Source organism: Pannonibacter sp. I15F10I1, from assembly GCF_900185665.1.
Lineage (GTDB): Bacteria > Pseudomonadota > Alphaproteobacteria > Rhizobiales > Stappiaceae > Pannonibacter > Pannonibacter indicus.
In genome coordinates, this window is the sequence record NZ_FYAN01000014.1 from 41087 (window position 1) to 59542 (window position 18456).

Genomic DNA, 18456 nt, shown 5'->3' on the forward strand with positions numbered 1-18456 from the left:
GGGTTAGGCTCCCAGCTCGACACGCCAGGAATTGGCGTAGAGATTGATGCCGCCCGGTACGAACTGCACATGGGGCGAGGCAGGCAGGGGTTCATGCTCATGCGCAACGGCTGCAATCTCGCGGCCATCCAGCACCGCACGCACGATGCGGCGGCGGCCCACGTCCTCCACCTTGCGGATTTGCACCGGAATGCCCTGATCCGAGATGCGGGTATATTCCGGCCGCACGCCGAGATCGGTCCTGCCCGGCGGCAGTCCTTGCGCGCCGTGGGGAAGCTCGATCTGATGCGCGCCGATGCGGGCGGTGCGCCCCTCCACGGCCACGGGCAGGAGGTTCATGCCCGGCGAGCCGATGAAATAGCCGACGAAGGTGTGCATGGGCCGCTCGAACAGCTCCGCCGGCGTGCCGATCTGCACCACCTGCCCTTCGTACATGACCACCACTTCATCCGCGAAGGTCAGCGCCTCGGTCTGGTCATGGGTGACATAGACCATGGTGTAACCGAAGCGGCGGTGGAGCTTCTTGAGCTGCGAGCGCAGCTCCCATTTCATGTGCGGGTCGATGACCGTCAGCGGCTCGTCGAAGAGGATCGCATTCACGTCCGCCCGCACGAGCCCGCGCCCGAGCGAGATCTTCTGCTTTTCGTCCGCCGTCAGCCGCCGCGCCTTGCGGTGCGCCCGGCCGGACAGGCCGACCATCTCCAGCGTCTCGCGCACCTTGGCATCGATCAGCCCCGGTTCGACCCTGCGGTTGCGCAGGGGGAAAGCGAGGTTGTCGTAAACGCTCATGGTGTCGTAGACGACGGGAAACTGGAACACCTGCGCAATGTTGCGATCCTGGGTGGACAGGTCCGTCACGTCACGCCCGCCGAACCTGAGCCGCCCATGCGAGGGATGCAGCAGGCCGGAGATGATGTTGAGCAATGTCGTCTTGCCACAGCCGGACGGCCCCAGCAGGGCATAGGCCCCGCCATCGCGGAAGGCATGATTGATTTCGCGCAAGGCGAAGTCTTCAGGCTTTTCCGGGTTTGGGCGGTAGGCGTGGCGGATGCGGTCGAAGCTGATTTCTGCCATGTCCTGTCCTCCCTTATGCGGCCCTTGCGGCCCTGTGCTCGACGGCAAGGCCATCCGCATCGAAGATCATCAGGTCGGAAGCCTCGAACCCGACCTGGATGATTTCCTCCGGATCGTGCTCCTGAACGCCCTCCGTCAGGATCACCCAGTCCTGACCGGCAAAGGTCACGTGGATGAAGCTTTCCGAGCCGGTGATTTCCGTCACCAGAACCTGCGCCTCGATGAGATGGCAGGCGGGCGTCTTGCGCCCCAGGCTGAGGTGGTGCGGCTGCAGGCCGGCGGTGTAGGCGCCATCGGGAATGTGCGAAAGCGAGCCCGGCACAGGCACCGACAGCCCGCAGGGATGGGTCAGATGACCGCCGCTCTTTTCCATCACCAGCGTGTTGAGCGGCGGGTCCGCGAAGGTCCGTGCCGAGCGCAGGTTTACCGGAGAGCGGAAGACATCGATCGTCCGGCCAAACTGGGCGACACGGCCTTCATGCAGCACCGCCGTGTTGCCTCCCAGCAGCAGCGCCTCCTGCGGTTCGGTCGTCGCATAGACGAAGATCGTGCCCGTTTCAGCGAAGATGCGGGGCAGTTCCTCGCGCAGCTCCTCGCGCAGCTTGTAGTCGAGGTTGGCCAGCGGCTCGTCCAGCAGCACCAGGCTCGCGTTCTTGACGATGGCGCGGGCGAGCGCCGTGCGCTGCTGCTGTCCGCCGGACAGGTTCAGCGGCGTGCGGTCCAGATAGGGCGTCAGCCGCATCAGCTCCGCCGCCCAGCGCACGGAGCGGTCAATCTCCGCCTTGTCCCTCTTCTGCACCCGGAGGGGCGAGGCAATGTTCTCGTAAACCGTCAGGGACGGGTAGTTGATGAATTGCTGATAGACCATCGCCACATTGCGGTGCTGCACCGGCACACCGGTCACATCCTTCCCGCCCATGTGGATGGAGCCGGATGTGGGCACATCAAGCCCGGCCATCAGCCGCATCAGGGATGTCTTCCCCGCCAGCGTCGGCCCCAGCAGCACATTCAGCGAGCCGCTTTCGAGTGTCAGCGAGATATCGGTGATATATTCGGTCGCACCGGCGCTCCTGCAGACATTGCGCAGTTCAAGCATGCCGTCCTCCTCCCAAAGGTGCTGGTGATGCCAGCGGCAGGCATGGGGTCCCTCTCCCTCCAGAAAGGGACCCGCATCCATCAAAGCTCCGGTGAAATCTTCCAGTCTCTCAGCTTGTAGACGGTGCCCGGACGCGGACGGATCTGGCCGCCTTCCTTCAGCCGCCGCTTGAAGCTGTGTATCGGCGTGGCCAGATCGTTGATGCGGAACTCCACGACCGAGGGACCGTCATAGGCAAAGGCCTGATCCAGGGCGGCCTCGATCTGATCGGGCGTCTCGACATAGATCCCGAGCAGCCCCAGACCCGCGCTGGCCGCAGCAAAGCCCGGCCGGGCACTCTGCGTTTCCAGCAAGGCCGACTGGACATTGCCGAAGTAGAGCTGCTGCCAGAGCTGGATCCAGCCGAGGCGCCCGTTGTTCAGCACAATGTTGACCACGCGCTGGTTCTGCTGCAGCTGCGTCGCAAGTTCGCCGATGGTGTAGGAGAAGGCGCCGTCGCCGGACACCGTGACCACCCGGGCTTCGGGCCGTGTCGCTGCCGCGCCAATGGCCCCCGGCACGGAATAGCCAAGCCCGCCCTGACCACGGGCATAGAGGAAGTTGCGCCCCGGCTTGCGCGCCGGAATGTATCCGCCGATCCAGCCGGCAGAGAAGCTCGCGTCGGAGACGACGATATCATCCTCGCCAAGACGCCGGCCGACAGCCTCCATGATGCGCGGCGGCGACAGCGGGATCTCCTCGGAGGCGATTTCCACCTGCTTGGCGGCCTCGCCTTCCGCCTTCACCGCTGCAATCCGCGCCTTCCACTCCGCGTTCTCACCCGGGCGAAGGCCGGCTGCGAGAAGCTTGATGGTTTCGCGCACGTCGCCGAAGAGAGAGACCGTCGGGCGGAAGGTGCGGCCATGCTCCAGCGGATCGGAATCGATGACGATCGTGGCCTGTTCCGGCAGCGGCAGCGTCCAGTTCATTGCGGTGTTCTGGCTGGCCTTGGAGCCGCACCAGATGACGAGATCGGCTTCCTTGATCAGCTCGATGGCCGCCCAGGACCCGAGCGGATTGAGGATGCCGGCCGCATAGTCCTTCGTCTCCGGCACCGAGCCCTTGCCGGACAGGGAAGTCACGACAAGACCGTTGAACCGGTCGGCAAAGGCCGTCACGTCTTCTGCGGCATCAGACCCATGCACGCCGCCGCCGCAGACCAGCGCCGGGCGCTTGGCCCTGGCGATCAGATCCAGTGCCTTGTCAATCTCGGTGGCCACCGGCACGGAGCGCAGGTAGGGAATATGGATGGAGCGCTTGTCCACCACGGGCTTCAGCACGTCCTCGTCCCATTCGGCATCAAAAATATCATGCGGGATGATGATGGCGACCGGCCCCGGCCGGGGCGCCACGGCGGTGCGGAATGCCGTGCGGATGATCTCCGGCAGGGCCGTTACCGACGGCACGAGCCAGGCATTCTTGGAGATGGACTGGAAGAACTTGAGCTGATCAAAGCCCTGACTGGCAATGCCTTTTTCCTTCAGCGTCAGCCAGTCGAGCGGCAACTCACCGATAATGCCGACCATCGGGATTGACGCATTCAGCGCCTCCAGAAAGCCGGCCGACAACAGGTTGGCGCCGGGGCCGACCGTTACGTCACAGACACCGGGCTTGCCGGTCAGCCGGGCATAGGCATCCGCCGCATAGGCGGCATTGCGCTCATCACGCATCAGCACGTGGCGGATGCGATCCGTCCGGCGGGAGATGCCGTCATGCAGTGCCGTTGTCTGGCCGCCGGGCATGCCGAACACCAGTTCGACCCCGTATTGTGCCAGCATTTCAGATATCAAGTCGCCAATATGCGCCATTGTCCGGTCCATTCATCAGAGAAGACGGGTGGGATGAGGCGGCGTCAGTGAAGCGCCGCAAGATTTTCGACGACGGACCTGTAGACCGTCATTTTCCGGGCCAGCGCCTGGCTCCGGTCCGGCTGCGGATCGTAGCTGCGCGAGACGCGCACCATCCTTTGCGCTGCCGTGCCAAGATCCGTATGGTGCCCAAGGGCCACAGCGGCGCAGATGGCGCCTGCCTTGGCACCGAACTCGGAGCCATCGGCCACCTCGACGCGCATGTTCAGCGCGTCGGCAAACATCTGGCACCACTGCGCCGATTTGGACGCGCCCCCTGCCATGCGGGCAACTTTCGGCCGCAGCGCTGCGTCCTGCGGCAGCAGGCGGTCGATGTCCGTCTTGTGGGCAAAAACCACGCCCTCGAAGGCCGCGCGCAGCACGTCGCCCAGAGTGTGGCGGGCGCAAAGCCCGATGATGCCGCCCGGCACATGCGAGGGACCGCCATAGAGGAAGGGCAGGAAAAGTATGTCATTGTCCCGCTCCATCGCCTCGGCGACGAGCTTGTTGCCCACCTCATAGATGGACGAGCCCATGGCCTTGGCTCGCGCCCCTTCGGCTTCCAGCAGGGTGGAGAAGATCCACTCCACATTGCTGGCCGACGTCGCTGCCCCTTCCGTGGCAATGAAGCGGTTGCCAACAGGGAAGGACGACTGGATGAACGGCGGCGGCGTCAGCAGCGGCTGGTCCAGAATGATGGAATTGATGCTGAAAGTGCCCGCAACCACCGAAATCAGGTCCGGGCTGGTGACACCGGAGGCAAGCGCCGAGCCGGTCACATCCACCACACCCCGTATCACCGGCGTGCCTTCCTTGAGGCCCGTCTGACGGGCAGCTTCCGCCGTCACATGGCCAGCCACATCGATGGACGGGCCGACCTCGGGCAGCTTGTCCAGCCAGCGCGGCACACCGCCGGCGGCAAAGGCATCCGTGGCATAGCGGTTGGCGGCGAGATCAAAGATACCGGCAATGCCGCCATCGGTGGGGTCTGTCGAGACCTGCCCGGTCAGGCGGGCACGGATGAAGTCCTTGCAGAAGACCAGTTTCCAGGTGCGGTCATAGAGATCGGGCTCATGCAGGTCGAACCAGCGCAGCAGTGGAATGGCATGGGTGGCAAACATTCTTGCGCCCACCAGCCGGTCAACCTCGGCCATTTCGCCCGTGCCGCGCATTTCCTCGATCATGGGAAGCGTGCGCGTGTCGGTGGAGACCAGTCCCGGGCGAACCGGCCTCAGGTCCCGGTCAATGAAATAGGCTCCCGCGCCATAGCCCGAGGGCGTCACGCCAACCACATCTTCAGGGGGTGTGCCGGTGATGTCCAGCAGGTCACGAATGGCGGTGCAGGCGGCCTGCCACATGGCATCGGGGTCCCGTTCTGTCCAGCCCGGCTTGGGGAACTGCATCCTGTTGGGGCTGCTGCGGCAGGCAATCTCGTTTCCGTCCAGGTCGAACATGGCCGCTTTGGTCATAGTTCCACCGGCGTCGATGCCGATCAGGCGCTCGCGCATGGTAGTCTCCTCCCGTGCGCCGGGGAGGCTCCTCTTCCGCCCCCGGCAATCCCTCCGCACGGCCATTTGAGGCCGTTTGCGCCCTTGCTTGAAGCAAGGTTGTTATAATAAGTTGAGGCTAGGCGAGTTGATCAGACCTGTCAATACGCCTTCGCATCACTTGTTCCGGGAGGACGGGCAAGGGACAGCGCAGCGGCAAACCGGGAGGACAGAGCATGAGACAAAGGCATGAGGCGCTGCAGGCGCTGGAACGCGGGGAGAGTGGCGATATCCTCATCATCGGCGGCGGCATCAACGGCGTTGGCGTGTTCCGCGATCTCGCCGCACAGGGCATCGGGGCAACGCTTGTCGAGATGGGTGATTTCTGCAGCGGCACATCCGCCGCGCCCTCGCGGCTGATCCATGGCGGGCTGCGCTATCTGGAGCAGGGCGAATTCAAGCTGGTGCGCGAGTCCGTGGAAGAGCGCGACAGCCTGCTGCTGAATGCCCCGCATCAGGTGAGCCCGATCCGCGTCTGGGTGCCTGCCCGGTCCTGGGCCGGGGGAACCGTGCAGGCGGGCCTGCGCTTCCTGCGCCTCATGAAGGACCCCGGGCCCAAGGGCGCGCTGATCCTGAAGCTCGGCCTCACCATCTTCGACAGTTTCAGCAACCGCAACCGCTCCATGCCAAAGCACAGGCTGGTCAGGCGGAGGAGCGCGCTGGAAACGGTTCCCGGCCTTGCCGCCAACATCAAGATCGTCGCCGAATATTTCGACGCGCGGATCACCAGCCCCGAGCGGCTGACGCTGGAGCTGGCGGCAGATGCGGAGAAAGACTGCGCGGGCAGCCTCGCGCTTCCCTATGTCAGGCTGGCGGGGATCGAGGGGGAAACGGCCCTGCTGGAGGACGTGCTCACGGGCCGGATCTACCGCAAGACCTGCCGCTTTATCATCAACTGCGCCGGGGCCTGGATCGACGAGGTGGATGCAAACCTTGGCGTTGCCGAACGGCTGACCGGCGGGACGCGCGGCTCGCATCTGGTGCTGAAGCGTCCGGATCTGGCGGCGGGCCTTGGTGACGTGATGCTCTATTTCGAGACGCCGGATCACCGGGCCTGCCTAATCTACCGGCTGGACAGCGAGCATGTGCTTCTGGGCACCACCGACATCCGCACCGAAGACCCCGGCGACAAGGACACCTCGGAGGCGGAGATCGACTACCTTTTCGAGGTTCTGGCCACCGTGCTGCCCAAGGCACGTGCCCGGCGGCAGGACATCGCCTTCGCCTATTCCGGGGTGCGCCCCCTGCCCCGGCAGACCGGCGGCGCAGCAGGCTCGATCAGCCGCGACCACACCTTCCGCATCTTCGAGCCTGCGGGCGGGCGCAAGGTGCCGCTGCTGACCCTGATCGGCGGCAAATGGACAACCTACCGGGCCTGCGCCGAACAGATCGCCGATCTGGTTCTGCCCCGCATTGGCGGGACGCGCCGCACTTCCACCGCAGACCTGCCGATTGGCGGCGGCAAGGAGTTTCCGAAGACCGCGCAGGGCCTGAAGGCACTGGCGGCCGGGATATCAGCATCCGCCGGTCTCAGCCAGGCACGGGCAATGCTGCTGATCAAGCGTTACGGCACGGCGGCAAAGCAGATTGCGCAGGAACTACAGCCGGATACGCCGCTTGAGAGTGCACCTTGCTATTCAAGGGAAGAAATTCTATGGATCACTCGTAATGAGCGCGTCACACGTCTGGAAGACATGATCCTCCGGCGCACGCTGATGGCATTCGAGGGAGTGGCCAGCGACGCCTGTATTGGCGAAGTTGCCGGCATCATGGCCTCCGCCCTGTCATGGACAGGCGAGCGGATGAACCAGGAAGCGGAAGCCACACTCCGGCTGCTGAAAACGAGGCACCGGGTGCAGCTGCAGCAGGGAAAAGCGGCGGGCCCGGCAGGATGAAGGAAATGCACCCGTGTCCGATCAGCCCCTGGATATGCCGGCCCTGCAAGGCCGCTCTTCCAGAATTCCGCTCTGGCTGCAGCTGAAGACTGCCATTGCGGACATGATCGTGCAGCGGGGCCTTCAGCCCGACGACAAGCTGCCCAGCGAGACCGACCTGTGCAACCAGTTTGGGGTGTCGCGCATCGTCGTGCGCCAGGCCATGAGCCAGCTGGTGACAGAAGGGCTCGTCTACCGTCAGCAGGGCCGCGGCGCCTTCGTGGCCCAGCAGTCGGAAGACAGCGATTTCGTCGGCCGGATCATCGGCTTCTCGGGCGATATCCGCAGCCGCAATCATCAGGTTTCACGCACCATTCTTGCCGCCGACATCCGCGAGCCGGATGCCAAGGCCGCCAAGGCATTGGGTCTGGGGCCGGACGACAAGGTGGTGTACCTGCGGCGCATCATGAGCGTCGACGGTGTGCCGCGCATTCTGGTGCACAGCGTCCTGCCCGAGGCGCTGGTGCCGGGCCTGCTGGATCATCCGCTGGAAGACCGTTCGCTCTATGCCCTGCTGCTGGAGCTTTACGGCATCGCGTTCGAAGGTGCGGAACGCTGGGTCGAGGCGGTGAATGCCAGTGCCGAGGAAGCCGCGCATCTGCAGATCAAAAAGGGCACGGCACTGATCAAGATCGAATCCCGTTCGACGATCCGGAACGGCAAATACGCGGAATATTTCTCCGCCCTCTACCGGACAGACGCAGCCCGCCTGCACTTCACCATCCGGCCTGACCACACCGCCTGAGCGGGAAGCCACTATTCATCGCCCGGCACACCGTAGGACGGGGCCGCGGCGGGATTGAGCGCCCGCGTGACGTAATCTGCCGCCTGCGGCTTGTAGATGCCCCAGGCCTTCGCAACGGCGGCCACCGGGCAACCTTCGTCCAGCCAGTCGATCCGCAGCTCCGCAAAGGGCCAGGACTGTTTGTCCACGATCAACAGCCCCGCCGAATGCACAGGGCCAGCCTCGCCGCCCGACGCAACGGCAGCGCTCAAAGCCGCGATCAGCCGATCGCCGAGTTCCCCTGATGCGGCCTCGAATGCCGCCACCATCGCTGCCGGCACGCCGTCATGGGCCAGAAGATTGCCCGCCGCCACACACTGGCGTCCTTCGGCTGAAGTCCAGATGCCCAGCGCCTTGGGACCGGAATGGATGGCCGTCCGCCCTTCCCCATCCACCGCCAGAAGCTGGCGGTAGTCCGGGAAGCCGTCGCTATCCCGTGCCGCCGCAACCGCTTCCGCTGCGCTGGTGCCTTTCGCCAGTTCCTCCAGCATCCTCGGGCCCAGTGCGGGGTCGGTGACATTCTGCGTCGCCACCGCGCCGGCTCCTGCCTGCGCCCAGGCACAGCGGGCGGCGACGGCAGGCGAGGAGGACGAGATGGCAACGCCGAACTGGCCGGTCTTTTCGCAGCGGGCGACGATGGAGAAGGTCATGGATGTTCCTTTCCGCAGGTTTCAGGCGCTCTGGCTCAATCTGGAATGACGGCGGTGGCGTCGATCTCGACCAGCCATTCGGGCCGCGCCAGCGCCACGACGACAAGGCCGGTGCAGACCGGGAACACGCCCTTGATATATTCCCCCATCGTCCGGTAGACGGCCTCGCGGTGGCGCACGTCGGTGAGATAAACCACCAGCTTGGTGACATGCTCCATGCGGCCACCGGCTTCCTCAACCAGCTGACGGATGTTCTGCATCACCTTGTGGGTCTGCTCCACCGGGTCGTGGCTGCCGATATTCTTCGCCGTATCCAGATCCTGCGGGCACTGGCCGCGCAGGAAGATCATCGTGCCCCGTGCCACCACCGCCTGACAGAGATCATTGTCGAGCTTCTGCTCCGGATAGGTGTCCCGCGTGTTGAACTTGCGGATGCGTGTATGCGCCATTGCTGTGTCCCCTCGAGTGTCAGATGCCGCAAGCCCGCTCAGGGCTGCGGCCTGTAGGCAAGGTAGTTGTCCTGGATGCGGATATGGTCCGCCACATAGCCCGCGTCATGCCAGACGCCCCAGATGAAGCTGGAGCCGCGCCCCGACAGCCAGGGCAACCCGAGAAAATAGATGCCCTTTTCGGCTGATACGCCACGCTGATGCTTGGGCCGGCCAGCCTCATCAAAGGCGTTGACCTCAAGCCAGCTGTAGTCTGAGACGAAGCCCGTGGCCCAGATGATGGTGGAGACGCCTGATGCCTCCAGATCCAGCTCCCGCAAAGGATGGCTGACGCAGTCCACCTGCGGCCCGAGGATGCGCGCCTCTGGCTCTTCCGGCAGGTCAAGGCCGTTGCGGGCGACGAAGGCATCCGCCTCCTCCAGCACGGCCAGATAGTTCCGGTCGCCCCGCTCGATGTTGCGGGCAAGGTCATCGGCGAAGGTCAGGGTGCCATCGCGGTAAGTGCCGGTCATGCCGGTAAGCACCATACCCTGTGCCGCAAGACGGCGGAAATCGATGGTCTTGCCGCCATGGGCACCACTGACGGCAATGGTGACATGCTCAGCGCCGGGGGCCTGCGCCTGCGCATCCCATTTGCCCAGCACGCCCAGCCACCAGACGAAATCCCGGCCCCGATAGGAGCGCGGCGGACGGTCATGCGGGCCAACGGAAAGATAGACCTTGCGGCCAGACAGCATCAGCTCCTCGGCGATCTGCACGCCGGAAGAGCCGGAGCCGACCACGAGCACGGCGCCCTCCGCTAGCTGGGCGGGATTGCGGTATTCGCTGGAATGAATCTGCGCCACATCAGCCTCTGCCGGCACGATCGGCGGAATGCTGGGCTTCTGGAAGGGGCCTGTCGCAGCCACCACATTCAGCGCCTCGATGACGCCATCGGATGTTTCCACCCGGAAACCGGGGCGCCCCTCCAGCCGCGCGACCCGGCTGACCTCGACGCCGCAGCGGATGGGGGCCTTCACAATATCCGCATAGGCCACAAAGTAATCCGCCACACCTTCCTTGCCCACGAAGGCATCCGGGTTGCCGGAGAATTCCAGCCCCGGAAAGCGATCGTGCCAGGCAGGGCCGTTGGCAACAAGGGAATCCCAGCGCACCGACCGCCACCGTTCGGCAATGCGGCCGCGCTCCAGCACGACATGGGCAATGCCGTTGCGGCTGAGGTGCTCGCTCATGGCCACACCTGCCTGCCCTGCCCCAACGACCAGCGTGTGGATCGTTTCGACTGCCATGCGCCCGCCCCTCTGCAGCTTGTCCCGGCTGCCCCTCTGCACCGGTCTCCTCAGGTCTAGCGGGTGGATTGAATCTGGAAAAATACGAAATCTTGCAGCATTGATTAGGAAAATCCGAAGCAGGCCATCAGGGCGCGGACAGGGAAAGCGGACGGGGAGACAGGAATGCGGATCACGCTGCGCCAGCTTGAGTATTTCATCGCGGCGGCGGAGGCTGGCAGCATCGCGCTCGCGTCTGCCCGCATCCGCGTGTCGCCGCCCTCAATCTCCACCGCCATCTCGCAGCTGGAGACCGAGCTTGGCGCCCAGCTTTTCCTGCGCCGCCATGCTCAAGGGCTGTCACTGACGCCGGCGGGGCAGAAGCTGCTGGTCGAGGCCAAGGCCGTGATCGGGCAGGCGCAGAACCTCTACACCGCCGCCTCGGAAGCCACCGGGCAGGTCAGCGGCGCGCTGTCGCTTGGCTGCCTGCTCACCTTCGCGTCCATGGTGCTGCCGGAAGTCAGTCAGAGCTTTCAGGCCGCCTATCCGGGTGTCACCATCCGCCCCACGGTCAGCGATCATCAGACGCTGCTGGCACGGCTGGAGCGGGCGGAGCTGGACATCGCCCTGTCCTATGACCTGCTGGTGCCGGAGGGGTTTGAGTTCACCCCGCTCGCCGGACTGCCGCCGCATGTGCAGGTGGCCGAAACCGATCCGCTGGCGGCGCTCACGGCCATCTCGCTGGCGGAACTGGCGGACCAGCCGTTCATCCTGCTCGATCTGCCCCTGTCGCGGGACTATTTCCTCGCCCTTTTTGCAGCCGCCGCAGTCACCCCGAACATCATTGCGCAGATCCAGCATCTCGACGTCATCCGCACCATGGTCGCCAGCCGCTATGGCTATACGCTGGCCAATGTGCGCCCGCGCAACAAGGCCGCACTCGACGGGCGCCGCCTCGTCAGCCTGCGCCTCGCCGGAGACCACAGACCGATGCGGCTCGGCCTTCTGAGCGCCGGACAGCGTGTGCCCACCCGGCTGGTGCAGGCCTTCGAGGCCCATTGCCGCCAGCTGATTTCCAGCAGCTACGTACCCGGCATGGATGCCCCGGTGCTCATGCCAAGGCGGAGGGACGTGACAAACTGAGCACGGCCGCGCTCACAGCCTAGCAGCACTCGGCACGCCGGCCACCAGATCCTCGATGAACTGGAGGGTCTGCGGGTTCAGATCGGCCGACTTGCGGGTGATCACCTCGTAAGGCTCGCTCTTGGAGCGCAGATGCATGGGCAGGACGCTGGCCATGCCGAAATTCACGAAGAACGCCGCAACATCGCTGGAGAGCAGCGCCACCGTGTTGGGCTCCGCCTGCATCAGCGACATGGTGGTCAGCGCCGAGCGGGTTTCCAGCAGGGCACGTGGCATCTCAAGCCCCGCCTGCCGGAACTCCTGCTCCAGTGACAGCCGCATGGGCATGGACGCCGTGTAGACGATCCAGCGCGCATCCACGAGGTCCTTCAGCCCCACCTTCTTGCGGCCGATCAGCGGATGGGCCGGGTTGGCCACGACGGCCAAGAGCTCGTCATGGAAGGCGGTGACATTGTAGAGCTGCGGCGTGGTGCTCATGGAACTGCGGCCGATGACGAGGTCCAGCAGCCCCCGGTCCAGCTGGCGCAGCAGTTCCACACTGGTGTCTTCCAGAATTTCCACCGAGGTGCGGGGAAAGCGCCGCAGGAAGGCGCTGATGGTTTCCGTCACATAGGGCACGGCGCCCATGATGGTGCCGATGCGCAAGCGGCCCCACTCCCCGTCAGACGCACTGTGGATTTCCTGGGCCATGGCCGACAGCTGCGACAGCATGGTCTTGGCATGGCGGATCATGCATTCCCCGGCGGGCGTTGCGATGAGCCCCCGGTTGGTGCGGTTGAACAGCTTCGTCCCCGTCAGATCCTCCGCCTCCTGCAGCGCCTTGGTGGCGCGCGGCTGGCTCATGCCGATCAGTTCGGACGCCCGTTTCAGGGAGCCATTGTCATCGATGGCGGAAATCAGCAGCATCTGCCGCATGGAAAGGCGGATCAGCGGCATGGAATGGGTGCGCGGCATCGGCTTTTGAGTTTCTATTTTGTTATATCAGTATCCGAGAATAGCGTATTTACAGCTCCGGCGCTGCCTTTATCCTGCCAGCCCAACAGGAATGCCCGGGCGAGGAACGATGTTCCACACCCTTGGGTTACCAAATGGGAATAGCCAAGCAGGGGGACGTATGAGCCTGATCAATTACGTAACGCGGGTCCAGTTCGGATACGGCGAAATCGCAACGCTTAAGGCGGAACTGGCGCTGGCCGGAATCACCCGTCCGGTCATCGTCACCGACAAGGGCGTGCGTGCACTGGGCATGCTGGAGCGCATCGAAGCGGCAACCGGCGTCACCCCCGCCGCCGTTTTCGACGAAACCCCCGGCAACCCCACGGAAGCTGCCGCCGTCAAGGCCACCGCCGTTTTCCGTGAGGCAGGTGGCGACGGCATCATCGCCATCGGTGGCGGCTCGGCGCTGGATCTGGCCAAGGCCGTTGCCATCATGGCCGCACATGAAGGCCCGCTGAAGACCTATGCCGTTGTTGAAGGCGGGCTGGAAAAAATCACCTCCCGCACCTTCCCGACCATCGCCGTGCCCACCACCGCCGGAACGGGCAGCGAAGTCGGCCGCGCCGCCATCATCATTCTGGAAGATGGCCGCAAGGTCGGGCTGTTGTCGCCCTATCTCATCCCGAAAGCCGCCATCGTCGATCCGGAGCTGACGCTCAGCCTGCCGCCCATGCTCACCGCCGCCACGGGCATGGACGCCATCTCCCACTGCATCGAAACCTATCTCGCCCCGTCCTTCAACCCGCCGGCCGATGGCATTGCGCTGGAAGGCCTGCGCCGGGGCTGGGCCAACATCCGCCTTGCCGTGGAAGAGCCGGACAACCGCGACGCCCGCGCCAACATGGCCATCGTGGCGACCATGGGCGCCATGGCGTTCCAGAAGGGCCTCGGCTGCGTGCACAGCCTCAGCCACTCGCTGGGCGGCATCAATCCGAAGCTGCATCACGGCACGCTAAATGCCATCTTCATGCCGCCGGTGCTGGCCTTCAACCGCGATGCCAAGACCTCGGTGGAGGAGAACAAATACGCCCGCCTTGCCGATGCCATGGGCCTTGCCGCTGACGCGGACATTGGCGCTGCCATCGAAGACATGACCCGCGCCATCGGCCTGCCCACCCGCCTTTCGGAACTGGGCGTGACCGCAGACTTGTTCGACAAGGTGGTCAAGGGCGCATTGGCCGACCACAGCCACCGCACCAACCCGCGTGACGCCACCGCCGAAGACTACCACGCCATGCTGCAGGCTGCGCTCTGAGCGCAAGCCTCCCCGGGGAGTGACAAGATGACTTATACGCCGCACGGCAATCACCTGATTGCCGGCGAATGGGTGGCGACGCCCGATCGCTTTTACAACGAGCCCGTTTCCGGTGAGCCCGCTGCCTTCTCGGTGGGCACTGTGGATCTGGTGAACCGCGCTGCGGAAGCCGCCGAAAACGCCTTCTGGTCCTACGGCTATTCGTCTGCCGCAGAGCGCGCCGCCCTGCTGCGCGCCATTGCCGATGAGATCGAGGCACGCGGGGCCGCCATCACCGAGGTTGGCTGCCAGGAAACCGGCCTGCCCGCGGCCCGGCTTGAAGGCGAGCGCGGCCGCACCGCCGGTCAGCTGCGGCTTTTTGCCAGCCACATCGAGAAGGGCGACTATCTCGACCGCCGTTTCGATCCGGCCCTGCCGGACCGCCAGCCCGCACCGCGCCCGGAAATCCGCCTGATGCAGCGCCCGGTGGGACCGGTCGCCGTGTTCGGCGCCTCCAACTTCCCCCTCGCCTTCTCCACAGCGGGCGGTGATACGGCCGCAGCCCTTGCCGCCGGTTGCCCGGTGGTGGTGAAGGGCCACTCCGCCCATCCCGGCACGAGTGAGATTGTTGCAGAAGCCATCCATGCCGCCATTGGCAAGCTCGGGATTGATCCGGGCGTCTTCAGCCTGGTGCAGGGCGGCAACCGGGACGTGGGCAGCGCCCTCGTCACCCACCCGCTGATCAAGGCCGTCGGCTTCACTGGGTCGCTGGCGGGCGGGCGTGCGCTGTTTGACCTGTGCGCCAGCCGCCCGGAACCCATCCCCTTCTTCGGGGAACTGGGCAGTGTCAACCCGATGTTCGTTCTGCCGGAAGCCGTGAAGGCCCGCGCCGCCGCACTTGGTGCAGGCTGGGCCGCCTCGCTGACGATGGGCGCAGGCCAGTTCTGCACCAATCCGGGGATTGCCGTTGTGGTGGCAGGTAGCGATGCGGACAGCTTCGTGGCCGCCGCCAAGGAAGCCCTGGCCAAGACCGGTCCGCAGGTGATGCTGACCGCAGGCATTGCCCGCGCCTATCAGTCCGGTCAGGCCCGTCTGCAGAACCGCGAGACGGTGCAGCCGGTGCATGAAACCGCGTCGGAAGGGCGCAGCGCCAACCCGAACCTCTATGAGACGACGGCGAGCCAGTTCCTTGCCGATCACGCGCTGTCGGAAGAAGTATTCGGCCCGCTCGGCCTCGTCGTCCGCGTGGACACGGCGGAAGAGATGCACCGCATTGCCCTGAGTTTCCAGGGCCAGCTGACGGCCACCCTGCACATGGATGACGGCGACCTGCCGCTGGCAAAGACGCTGCTGCCCGTGCTGGAGCGCAAGGCCGGACGCGTGCTCGTCAATGGCTTCCCGACCGGCGTGGAGGTGGTCGATGCCATGGTGCATGGCGGCCCCTACCCGGCCTCGACCAACTTCGGCGCCACCAGTGTCGGCACCATGGCGATCCGGCGCTTCCTGCGCCCGGTCAGCTATCAGAATTTCCCGGCAGGACTGCTGCCGGAAGGCGTGCTCTAGCACCCGAACACGGCATGCCCCGCCGGGGCATGCCTTCTACCTGGAGGAGGAAACACATGAAACTCGCACATACCACGAAAACAGCCGTTCTCGCCGGCATGGTTCTGGCCGGTGGCATCCTGACCGCTTCGGCCCAGACCACCCTGACCGTCACCCATTCCTCGCCGGCAGACAGCCATTTCGGCCTCGCCGCTGCCGCCTTCAAGACGGTGGCAGAAGAGAAGTCCGGCGGCACGCTGAATGTCGTGATCCAGCGCATGGACAACGAGCGCGAGGCGCTGGAAAGCGTGCAGTTCGGCTCGCAGGAATGCGCCATGGGCTCGGCCGGTCCGCTTGGCAACTTCGTGCCCGAGACGCGCGTCCTGGACGTGCCGTTCCTGTTCGACAGCTATGACCATGCCCGCGGCGTTCTGGACTCGGATGTCGGACAGGAGCTTCTGGCGCTGTTCCCGGCACGCGGCCTTTATGGCGTAGCCTGGCTGGAAAACGGCTTCCGCAACCTGACCACCGGCAGCAAGGCCGTCAACTCGCCGGAAGATCTGCGGGGCATGAAGATCCGCACCATGGAAAACCAGGTGCACATGCAGGCCTGGCAGGCAGCCGGTGTTCTGCCGACGCCGATGGCCTTCTCCGAACTGCCTTCGGCCCTGCAGCAGGGCACGGTTGATGGCCAGGAAAACCCGATCCCGGTGATCCTGTCGAACAACCTCGACATGATGCAGAAGCACCTCTACCTGACCCGCCACGTTTATTCGCCGGGCATCTTCGTATGCAACCCGGACTTCATCGCCGGTCTGACGGAAGAGCAGAAGGCAGCCGTGGAAGAGGGTGGCAAGGCTGCATCGGCTGCCAACCGCGCAAGGGTGGAGCAGGACGAGACCGCCGGTATCGAGACCCTGCGCACACGCGGCATCGAGGTCGTCGAAGTCGCTGACCGCGACGCCTACCGTCAGGCCATGGCTTCCGCCAATGCCGGGTTCGAAACCCAGTTCGGAGCTGACCTCATCAAGCGCATCCGGGACTGGAAAGCTCAATGAGCTCAGTGGCGGCACTGATCCGTCGCGCTGACGGACTTGTTGCAGGGGGGGGGGCGGCTGCCGCCTCCCTTGCACTGGCCATCGCCGTGGCCTCCAGCTTCTGGCAGGTTCTGGGCCGGTTTCTGTTCCATACACCTGCCAGCTGGTCGGAAGCGCTCACACGGCTTGCTCTCGTGTGGATGGTGCTGCTCGGCATTTCCGTTGCCCTGCGCAAGGGCGCACTGGTTGCCATCGATCTGGCGCGGGAGGCCACCACGGGCGGGCTGCGCCGCAGCATCGAGGCCGTCACGCTCATCTCCTGCCTGATCATGTTCGCCACCCTCTTCTGGTTCGGCATCGCCACCGCCCAACGCGTGCAGATGCAGGAAATGGCCGGTCTGGAAATTTCCATGGCCTGGGGCTATGCCGCCATTCCAGTTGGATCGCTCTTCGCCGCCCTTGGCGCCATCGTGCATTTCCTCCAGTCCGGCAAGGAGACCGCGCAATGACCGGTGCAATCGTCTCCGCGATGCTGGTGCTCTTCGCCATTTCGGTGCCCATCGCCATTTCCATCGGCCTCGCCTCGATGATCGGGCTCTTCGGCTTCACCACGCTGCCTGCCATCGTCGTGCCGCAGCAGATCTACATCGCCCTCGACAAGTTTCCGCTGGCCGCAATCCCCTTCTTCATCCTCGCCGGCAACCTGATGGAAGTTGGCGGCCTGTCGCGCCGTCTTGTGGAATTTGCCCGCGCCTTCGTCGGCCAGATCCAGGGCGGGCTTGCTGCCACCTGCGTGCTGACCTGCATGCTGTTCTCCGCCATTTCCGGCTCCAGCGTCGCCACCACATTTGCCGTCGGTGTCGTGCTCATTCCGGCCATGCGCCAGTATGGTTATCCGGTCGGCTTCGTCGCGGCCCTCATGGCCACCTCGGCGGAACTGGGCGTCATCATCCCGCCGTCGATCCCGATGATCCTTTACGGCGTTGCCACCCAGACCTCGATCCCGCAGTTGTTCCTCGCAGGCATCCTGCCCGGCCTGATGATCGCGGGCGCCCTGCTGCTGACGGCTCTCGTCTGGTGCCGGATCAGGGGCTGGGGCAAACGCGACGGCGAAGGCAGCCTGCCGCGCCTGACCGCCACGCGGCGTGCCGTCTGGGCCCTGCTGATGCCGGTGCTGATCATGGGCGGTATATATGGCGGCGTCACCACGCCGACCGAGGCCAGTGTCATCGCCGTCATCTACGCCATGGTGGTGGGCCTGTTCCTTCACCGGGAGATGACGTGGACGGACCTGATCAACGCCTTCCGCAAGTCGGTCGTCACCTCTGCCGTCATCATGTTCATCATCGGCACCGCCAGCCTGATGGGCTACCTGCTCAACCGGCAGGGCGTGCCCGATGCTGCGGCCCTGTGGCTGACGAACACCTTTGACGGCCCGGTGTCGCTGATGCTGGCAGTCAACGCGATGCTCTTCGTCATCGGCATGTTCATCGAGACGGGTGCAAGCATCATCGTTCTGGCGCCGATCCTTCAGGACGCCGCCGCCCGTGTCGGCATTGCACCGGTCCACTTCGGCACCGTGATGGTGGTGAACCTCGCCCTCGGCATGATCACGCCGCCGCTCGGGGTCAATCTCTTCGCCGCCGCGCAGATCGCCGGGTGTTCGGTGACGCAGATGCTGAAGCCCTTGATGGTGTTCGTCGGTGTCGTCGTGCTCTGCCTGCTGGTGATCTCCTTCGTCCCTGCGGTCAGTATGACGCTGCCGTCCCTGATCGGGCGCTGAACACCCCCAAACACGCCTGCCCCGCTCACGGGG

Annotated in this window: 16 protein-coding genes; 8 read left to right on the forward strand and 8 right to left on the reverse strand. The window is 65.0% G+C overall.

Going from position 1 to position 18456, the window contains the following annotated elements:
* Nucleotides 1-3: 3 nt before the first annotated feature.
* The 4 genes from IF10I1_RS09900 to IF10I1_RS09915 all read right to left on the reverse strand — a co-directional run bounded on the left by IF10I1_RS09900 (nt 4) and on the right by IF10I1_RS09915 (nt 5564).
* On the reverse strand, nt 4-1074 hold the full coding sequence (locus IF10I1_RS09900; protein ID WP_186424471.1) for an ABC transporter ATP-binding protein: 1071 nt from the start codon (nt 1072-1074) through the stop codon (nt 4-6).
* 13 nt (nt 1075-1087) lie between these two features.
* Entirely contained in the window at nt 1088-2170 is a 1083-nt protein-coding gene (locus IF10I1_RS09905; protein ID WP_186392627.1) for an ABC transporter ATP-binding protein, read from the reverse strand.
* 80 nt (nt 2171-2250) lie between these two features.
* Complete coding sequence (locus IF10I1_RS09910) at nt 2251-4017, reverse strand: thiamine pyrophosphate-binding protein (protein ID WP_186415120.1); 1767 nt, start codon at nt 4015-4017, stop codon at nt 2251-2253.
* 44 nt (nt 4018-4061) lie between these two features.
* Nucleotides 4062-5564, reverse strand: a complete 1503-nt coding sequence (locus tag IF10I1_RS09915) for an FGGY-family carbohydrate kinase (protein ID WP_186415121.1) — start codon at nt 5562-5564, stop codon at nt 4062-4064.
* Nucleotides 5565-5779: 215 nt separating this feature from the next.
* Here IF10I1_RS09915 and IF10I1_RS09920 point away from each other — a divergent pair, with 215 nt between their 5' ends.
* Both IF10I1_RS09920 and IF10I1_RS09925 read left to right on the forward strand, forming a co-directional pair.
* Nucleotides 5780-7498, forward strand: a complete 1719-nt coding sequence (locus IF10I1_RS09920; RefSeq protein ID WP_186392630.1) for a glycerol-3-phosphate dehydrogenase/oxidase — start codon at nt 5780-5782, stop codon at nt 7496-7498.
* A 13-nt stretch (nt 7499-7511) separates the two neighbouring features.
* Complete coding sequence (locus IF10I1_RS09925) at nt 7512-8282, forward strand: GntR family transcriptional regulator (protein WP_186392631.1); 771 nt, start codon at nt 7512-7514, stop codon at nt 8280-8282.
* A gap of 11 nt (nt 8283-8293) precedes the next feature.
* Here the strand turns inward: IF10I1_RS09925 and IF10I1_RS09930 are convergent, their stop codons facing one another.
* From IF10I1_RS09930 to IF10I1_RS09940, 3 genes are read right to left on the reverse strand one after another with little or no spacing between them, the layout of a single operon-like run.
* Complete coding sequence (locus IF10I1_RS09930; protein ID WP_186392632.1) at nt 8294-8971, reverse strand: DUF1028 domain-containing protein; 678 nt, start codon at nt 8969-8971, stop codon at nt 8294-8296.
* 35 nt (nt 8972-9006) lie between these two features.
* Nucleotides 9007-9420: a RidA family protein gene (locus tag IF10I1_RS09935; RefSeq protein WP_050473077.1), complete on the reverse strand. Its 414-nt coding sequence runs from the start codon at nt 9418-9420 to the stop codon at nt 9007-9009.
* 38 nt (nt 9421-9458) lie between these two features.
* Complete coding sequence (locus IF10I1_RS09940) at nt 9459-10709, reverse strand: NAD(P)/FAD-dependent oxidoreductase (protein ID WP_186392633.1); 1251 nt, start codon at nt 10707-10709, stop codon at nt 9459-9461.
* A gap of 165 nt (nt 10710-10874) precedes the next feature.
* On the opposite strand from IF10I1_RS09940, the gene IF10I1_RS09945 reads away from it, so the two are divergent.
* Nucleotides 10875-11831, forward strand: a complete 957-nt coding sequence (locus IF10I1_RS09945; protein WP_186424472.1) for a LysR family transcriptional regulator — start codon at nt 10875-10877, stop codon at nt 11829-11831.
* Between the two features lie 12 nt (nt 11832-11843).
* Here IF10I1_RS09945 and IF10I1_RS09950 read toward each other — a convergent pair whose 3' ends face one another.
* Nucleotides 11844-12785, reverse strand: a complete 942-nt coding sequence (locus tag IF10I1_RS09950) for a LysR family transcriptional regulator (protein WP_019965885.1) — start codon at nt 12783-12785, stop codon at nt 11844-11846.
* Nucleotides 12786-12945: 160 nt separating this feature from the next.
* Here IF10I1_RS09950 and IF10I1_RS09955 point away from each other — a divergent pair, with 160 nt between their 5' ends.
* Genes IF10I1_RS09955 through IF10I1_RS09975 form a run of 5 tightly spaced genes read left to right on the forward strand, consistent with a single transcriptional unit; the run spans nt 12946 to nt 18423 of the window.
* The gene (locus tag IF10I1_RS09955) at nt 12946-14082 is read left to right on the forward strand and encodes an iron-containing alcohol dehydrogenase (RefSeq protein ID WP_094463041.1); all 1137 of its coding nucleotides are present in this window, start codon (nt 12946-12948) and stop codon (nt 14080-14082) included.
* Between the two features lie 27 nt (nt 14083-14109).
* Nucleotides 14110-15624, forward strand: coding sequence for an aldehyde dehydrogenase (NADP(+)) (locus tag IF10I1_RS09960; RefSeq protein WP_186424473.1), 1515 nt, complete (start codon nt 14110-14112; stop codon nt 15622-15624).
* 56 nt (nt 15625-15680) lie between these two features.
* A complete protein-coding gene (dctP, locus tag IF10I1_RS09965) occupies nt 15681-16661 on the forward strand; it encodes a TRAP transporter substrate-binding protein DctP (protein WP_186424474.1) in 981 nt (326 codons plus the stop codon).
* Nucleotides 16658-17149, forward strand: coding sequence for a TRAP transporter small permease (locus tag IF10I1_RS09970; protein ID WP_186424475.1), 492 nt, complete (start codon nt 16658-16660; stop codon nt 17147-17149). The genes dctP and IF10I1_RS09970 overlap by 4 nt, the downstream gene beginning before the upstream one ends.
* Complete coding sequence (locus IF10I1_RS09975) at nt 17146-18423, forward strand: TRAP transporter large permease (RefSeq protein ID WP_186424476.1); 1278 nt, start codon at nt 17146-17148, stop codon at nt 18421-18423. Before IF10I1_RS09970 ends, IF10I1_RS09975 begins: the two co-directional genes overlap by 4 nt.
* Nucleotides 18424-18456: the final 33 nt, after the last annotated feature.

Bases quoted from the DNA above. Each gene is read 5' to 3' on its own strand.
- IF10I1_RS09955 (WP_094463041.1), top strand. From the start codon at position 12,946: ATGAGCCTGATCAATTACGTAACGCGGGTCCAGTTCGGATACGGCGAA.
- IF10I1_RS09970 (WP_186424475.1), top strand. From the start codon at position 16,658: ATGAGCTCAGTGGCGGCACTGATCCGTCGCGCTGACGGACTTGTTGCA.
- IF10I1_RS09905 (WP_186392627.1), bottom strand. From the start codon at position 2,170: ATGCTTGAACTGCGCAATGTCTGCAGGAGCGCCGGTGCGACCGAATAT.
- IF10I1_RS09930 (WP_186392632.1), bottom strand. From the start codon at position 8,971: ATGACCTTCTCCATCGTCGCCCGCTGCGAAAAGACCGGCCAGTTCGGC.
- IF10I1_RS09935 (WP_050473077.1), bottom strand. From the start codon at position 9,420: ATGGCGCATACACGCATCCGCAAGTTCAACACGCGGGACACCTATCCG.
- IF10I1_RS09960 (WP_186424473.1), top strand. From the start codon at position 14,110: ATGACTTATACGCCGCACGGCAATCACCTGATTGCCGGCGAATGGGTG.
- IF10I1_RS09940 (WP_186392633.1), bottom strand. From the start codon at position 10,709: ATGGCAGTCGAAACGATCCACACGCTGGTCGTTGGGGCAGGGCAGGCA.
- IF10I1_RS09975 (WP_186424476.1), top strand. From the start codon at position 17,146: ATGACCGGTGCAATCGTCTCCGCGATGCTGGTGCTCTTCGCCATTTCG.
- IF10I1_RS09900 (WP_186424471.1), bottom strand. From the start codon at position 1,074: ATGGCAGAAATCAGCTTCGACCGCATCCGCCACGCCTACCGCCCAAAC.
- IF10I1_RS09920 (WP_186392630.1), top strand. From the start codon at position 5,780: ATGAGACAAAGGCATGAGGCGCTGCAGGCGCTGGAACGCGGGGAGAGT.
- IF10I1_RS09910 (WP_186415120.1), bottom strand. From the start codon at position 4,017: ATGGCGCATATTGGCGACTTGATATCTGAAATGCTGGCACAATACGGG.
- IF10I1_RS09950 (WP_019965885.1), bottom strand. From the start codon at position 12,785: ATGCCGCGCACCCATTCCATGCCGCTGATCCGCCTTTCCATGCGGCAG.
- dctP (WP_186424474.1), top strand. From the start codon at position 15,681: ATGAAACTCGCACATACCACGAAAACAGCCGTTCTCGCCGGCATGGTT.
- IF10I1_RS09915 (WP_186415121.1), bottom strand. From the start codon at position 5,564: ATGCGCGAGCGCCTGATCGGCATCGACGCCGGTGGAACTATGACCAAA.
- IF10I1_RS09945 (WP_186424472.1), top strand. From the start codon at position 10,875: ATGCGGATCACGCTGCGCCAGCTTGAGTATTTCATCGCGGCGGCGGAG.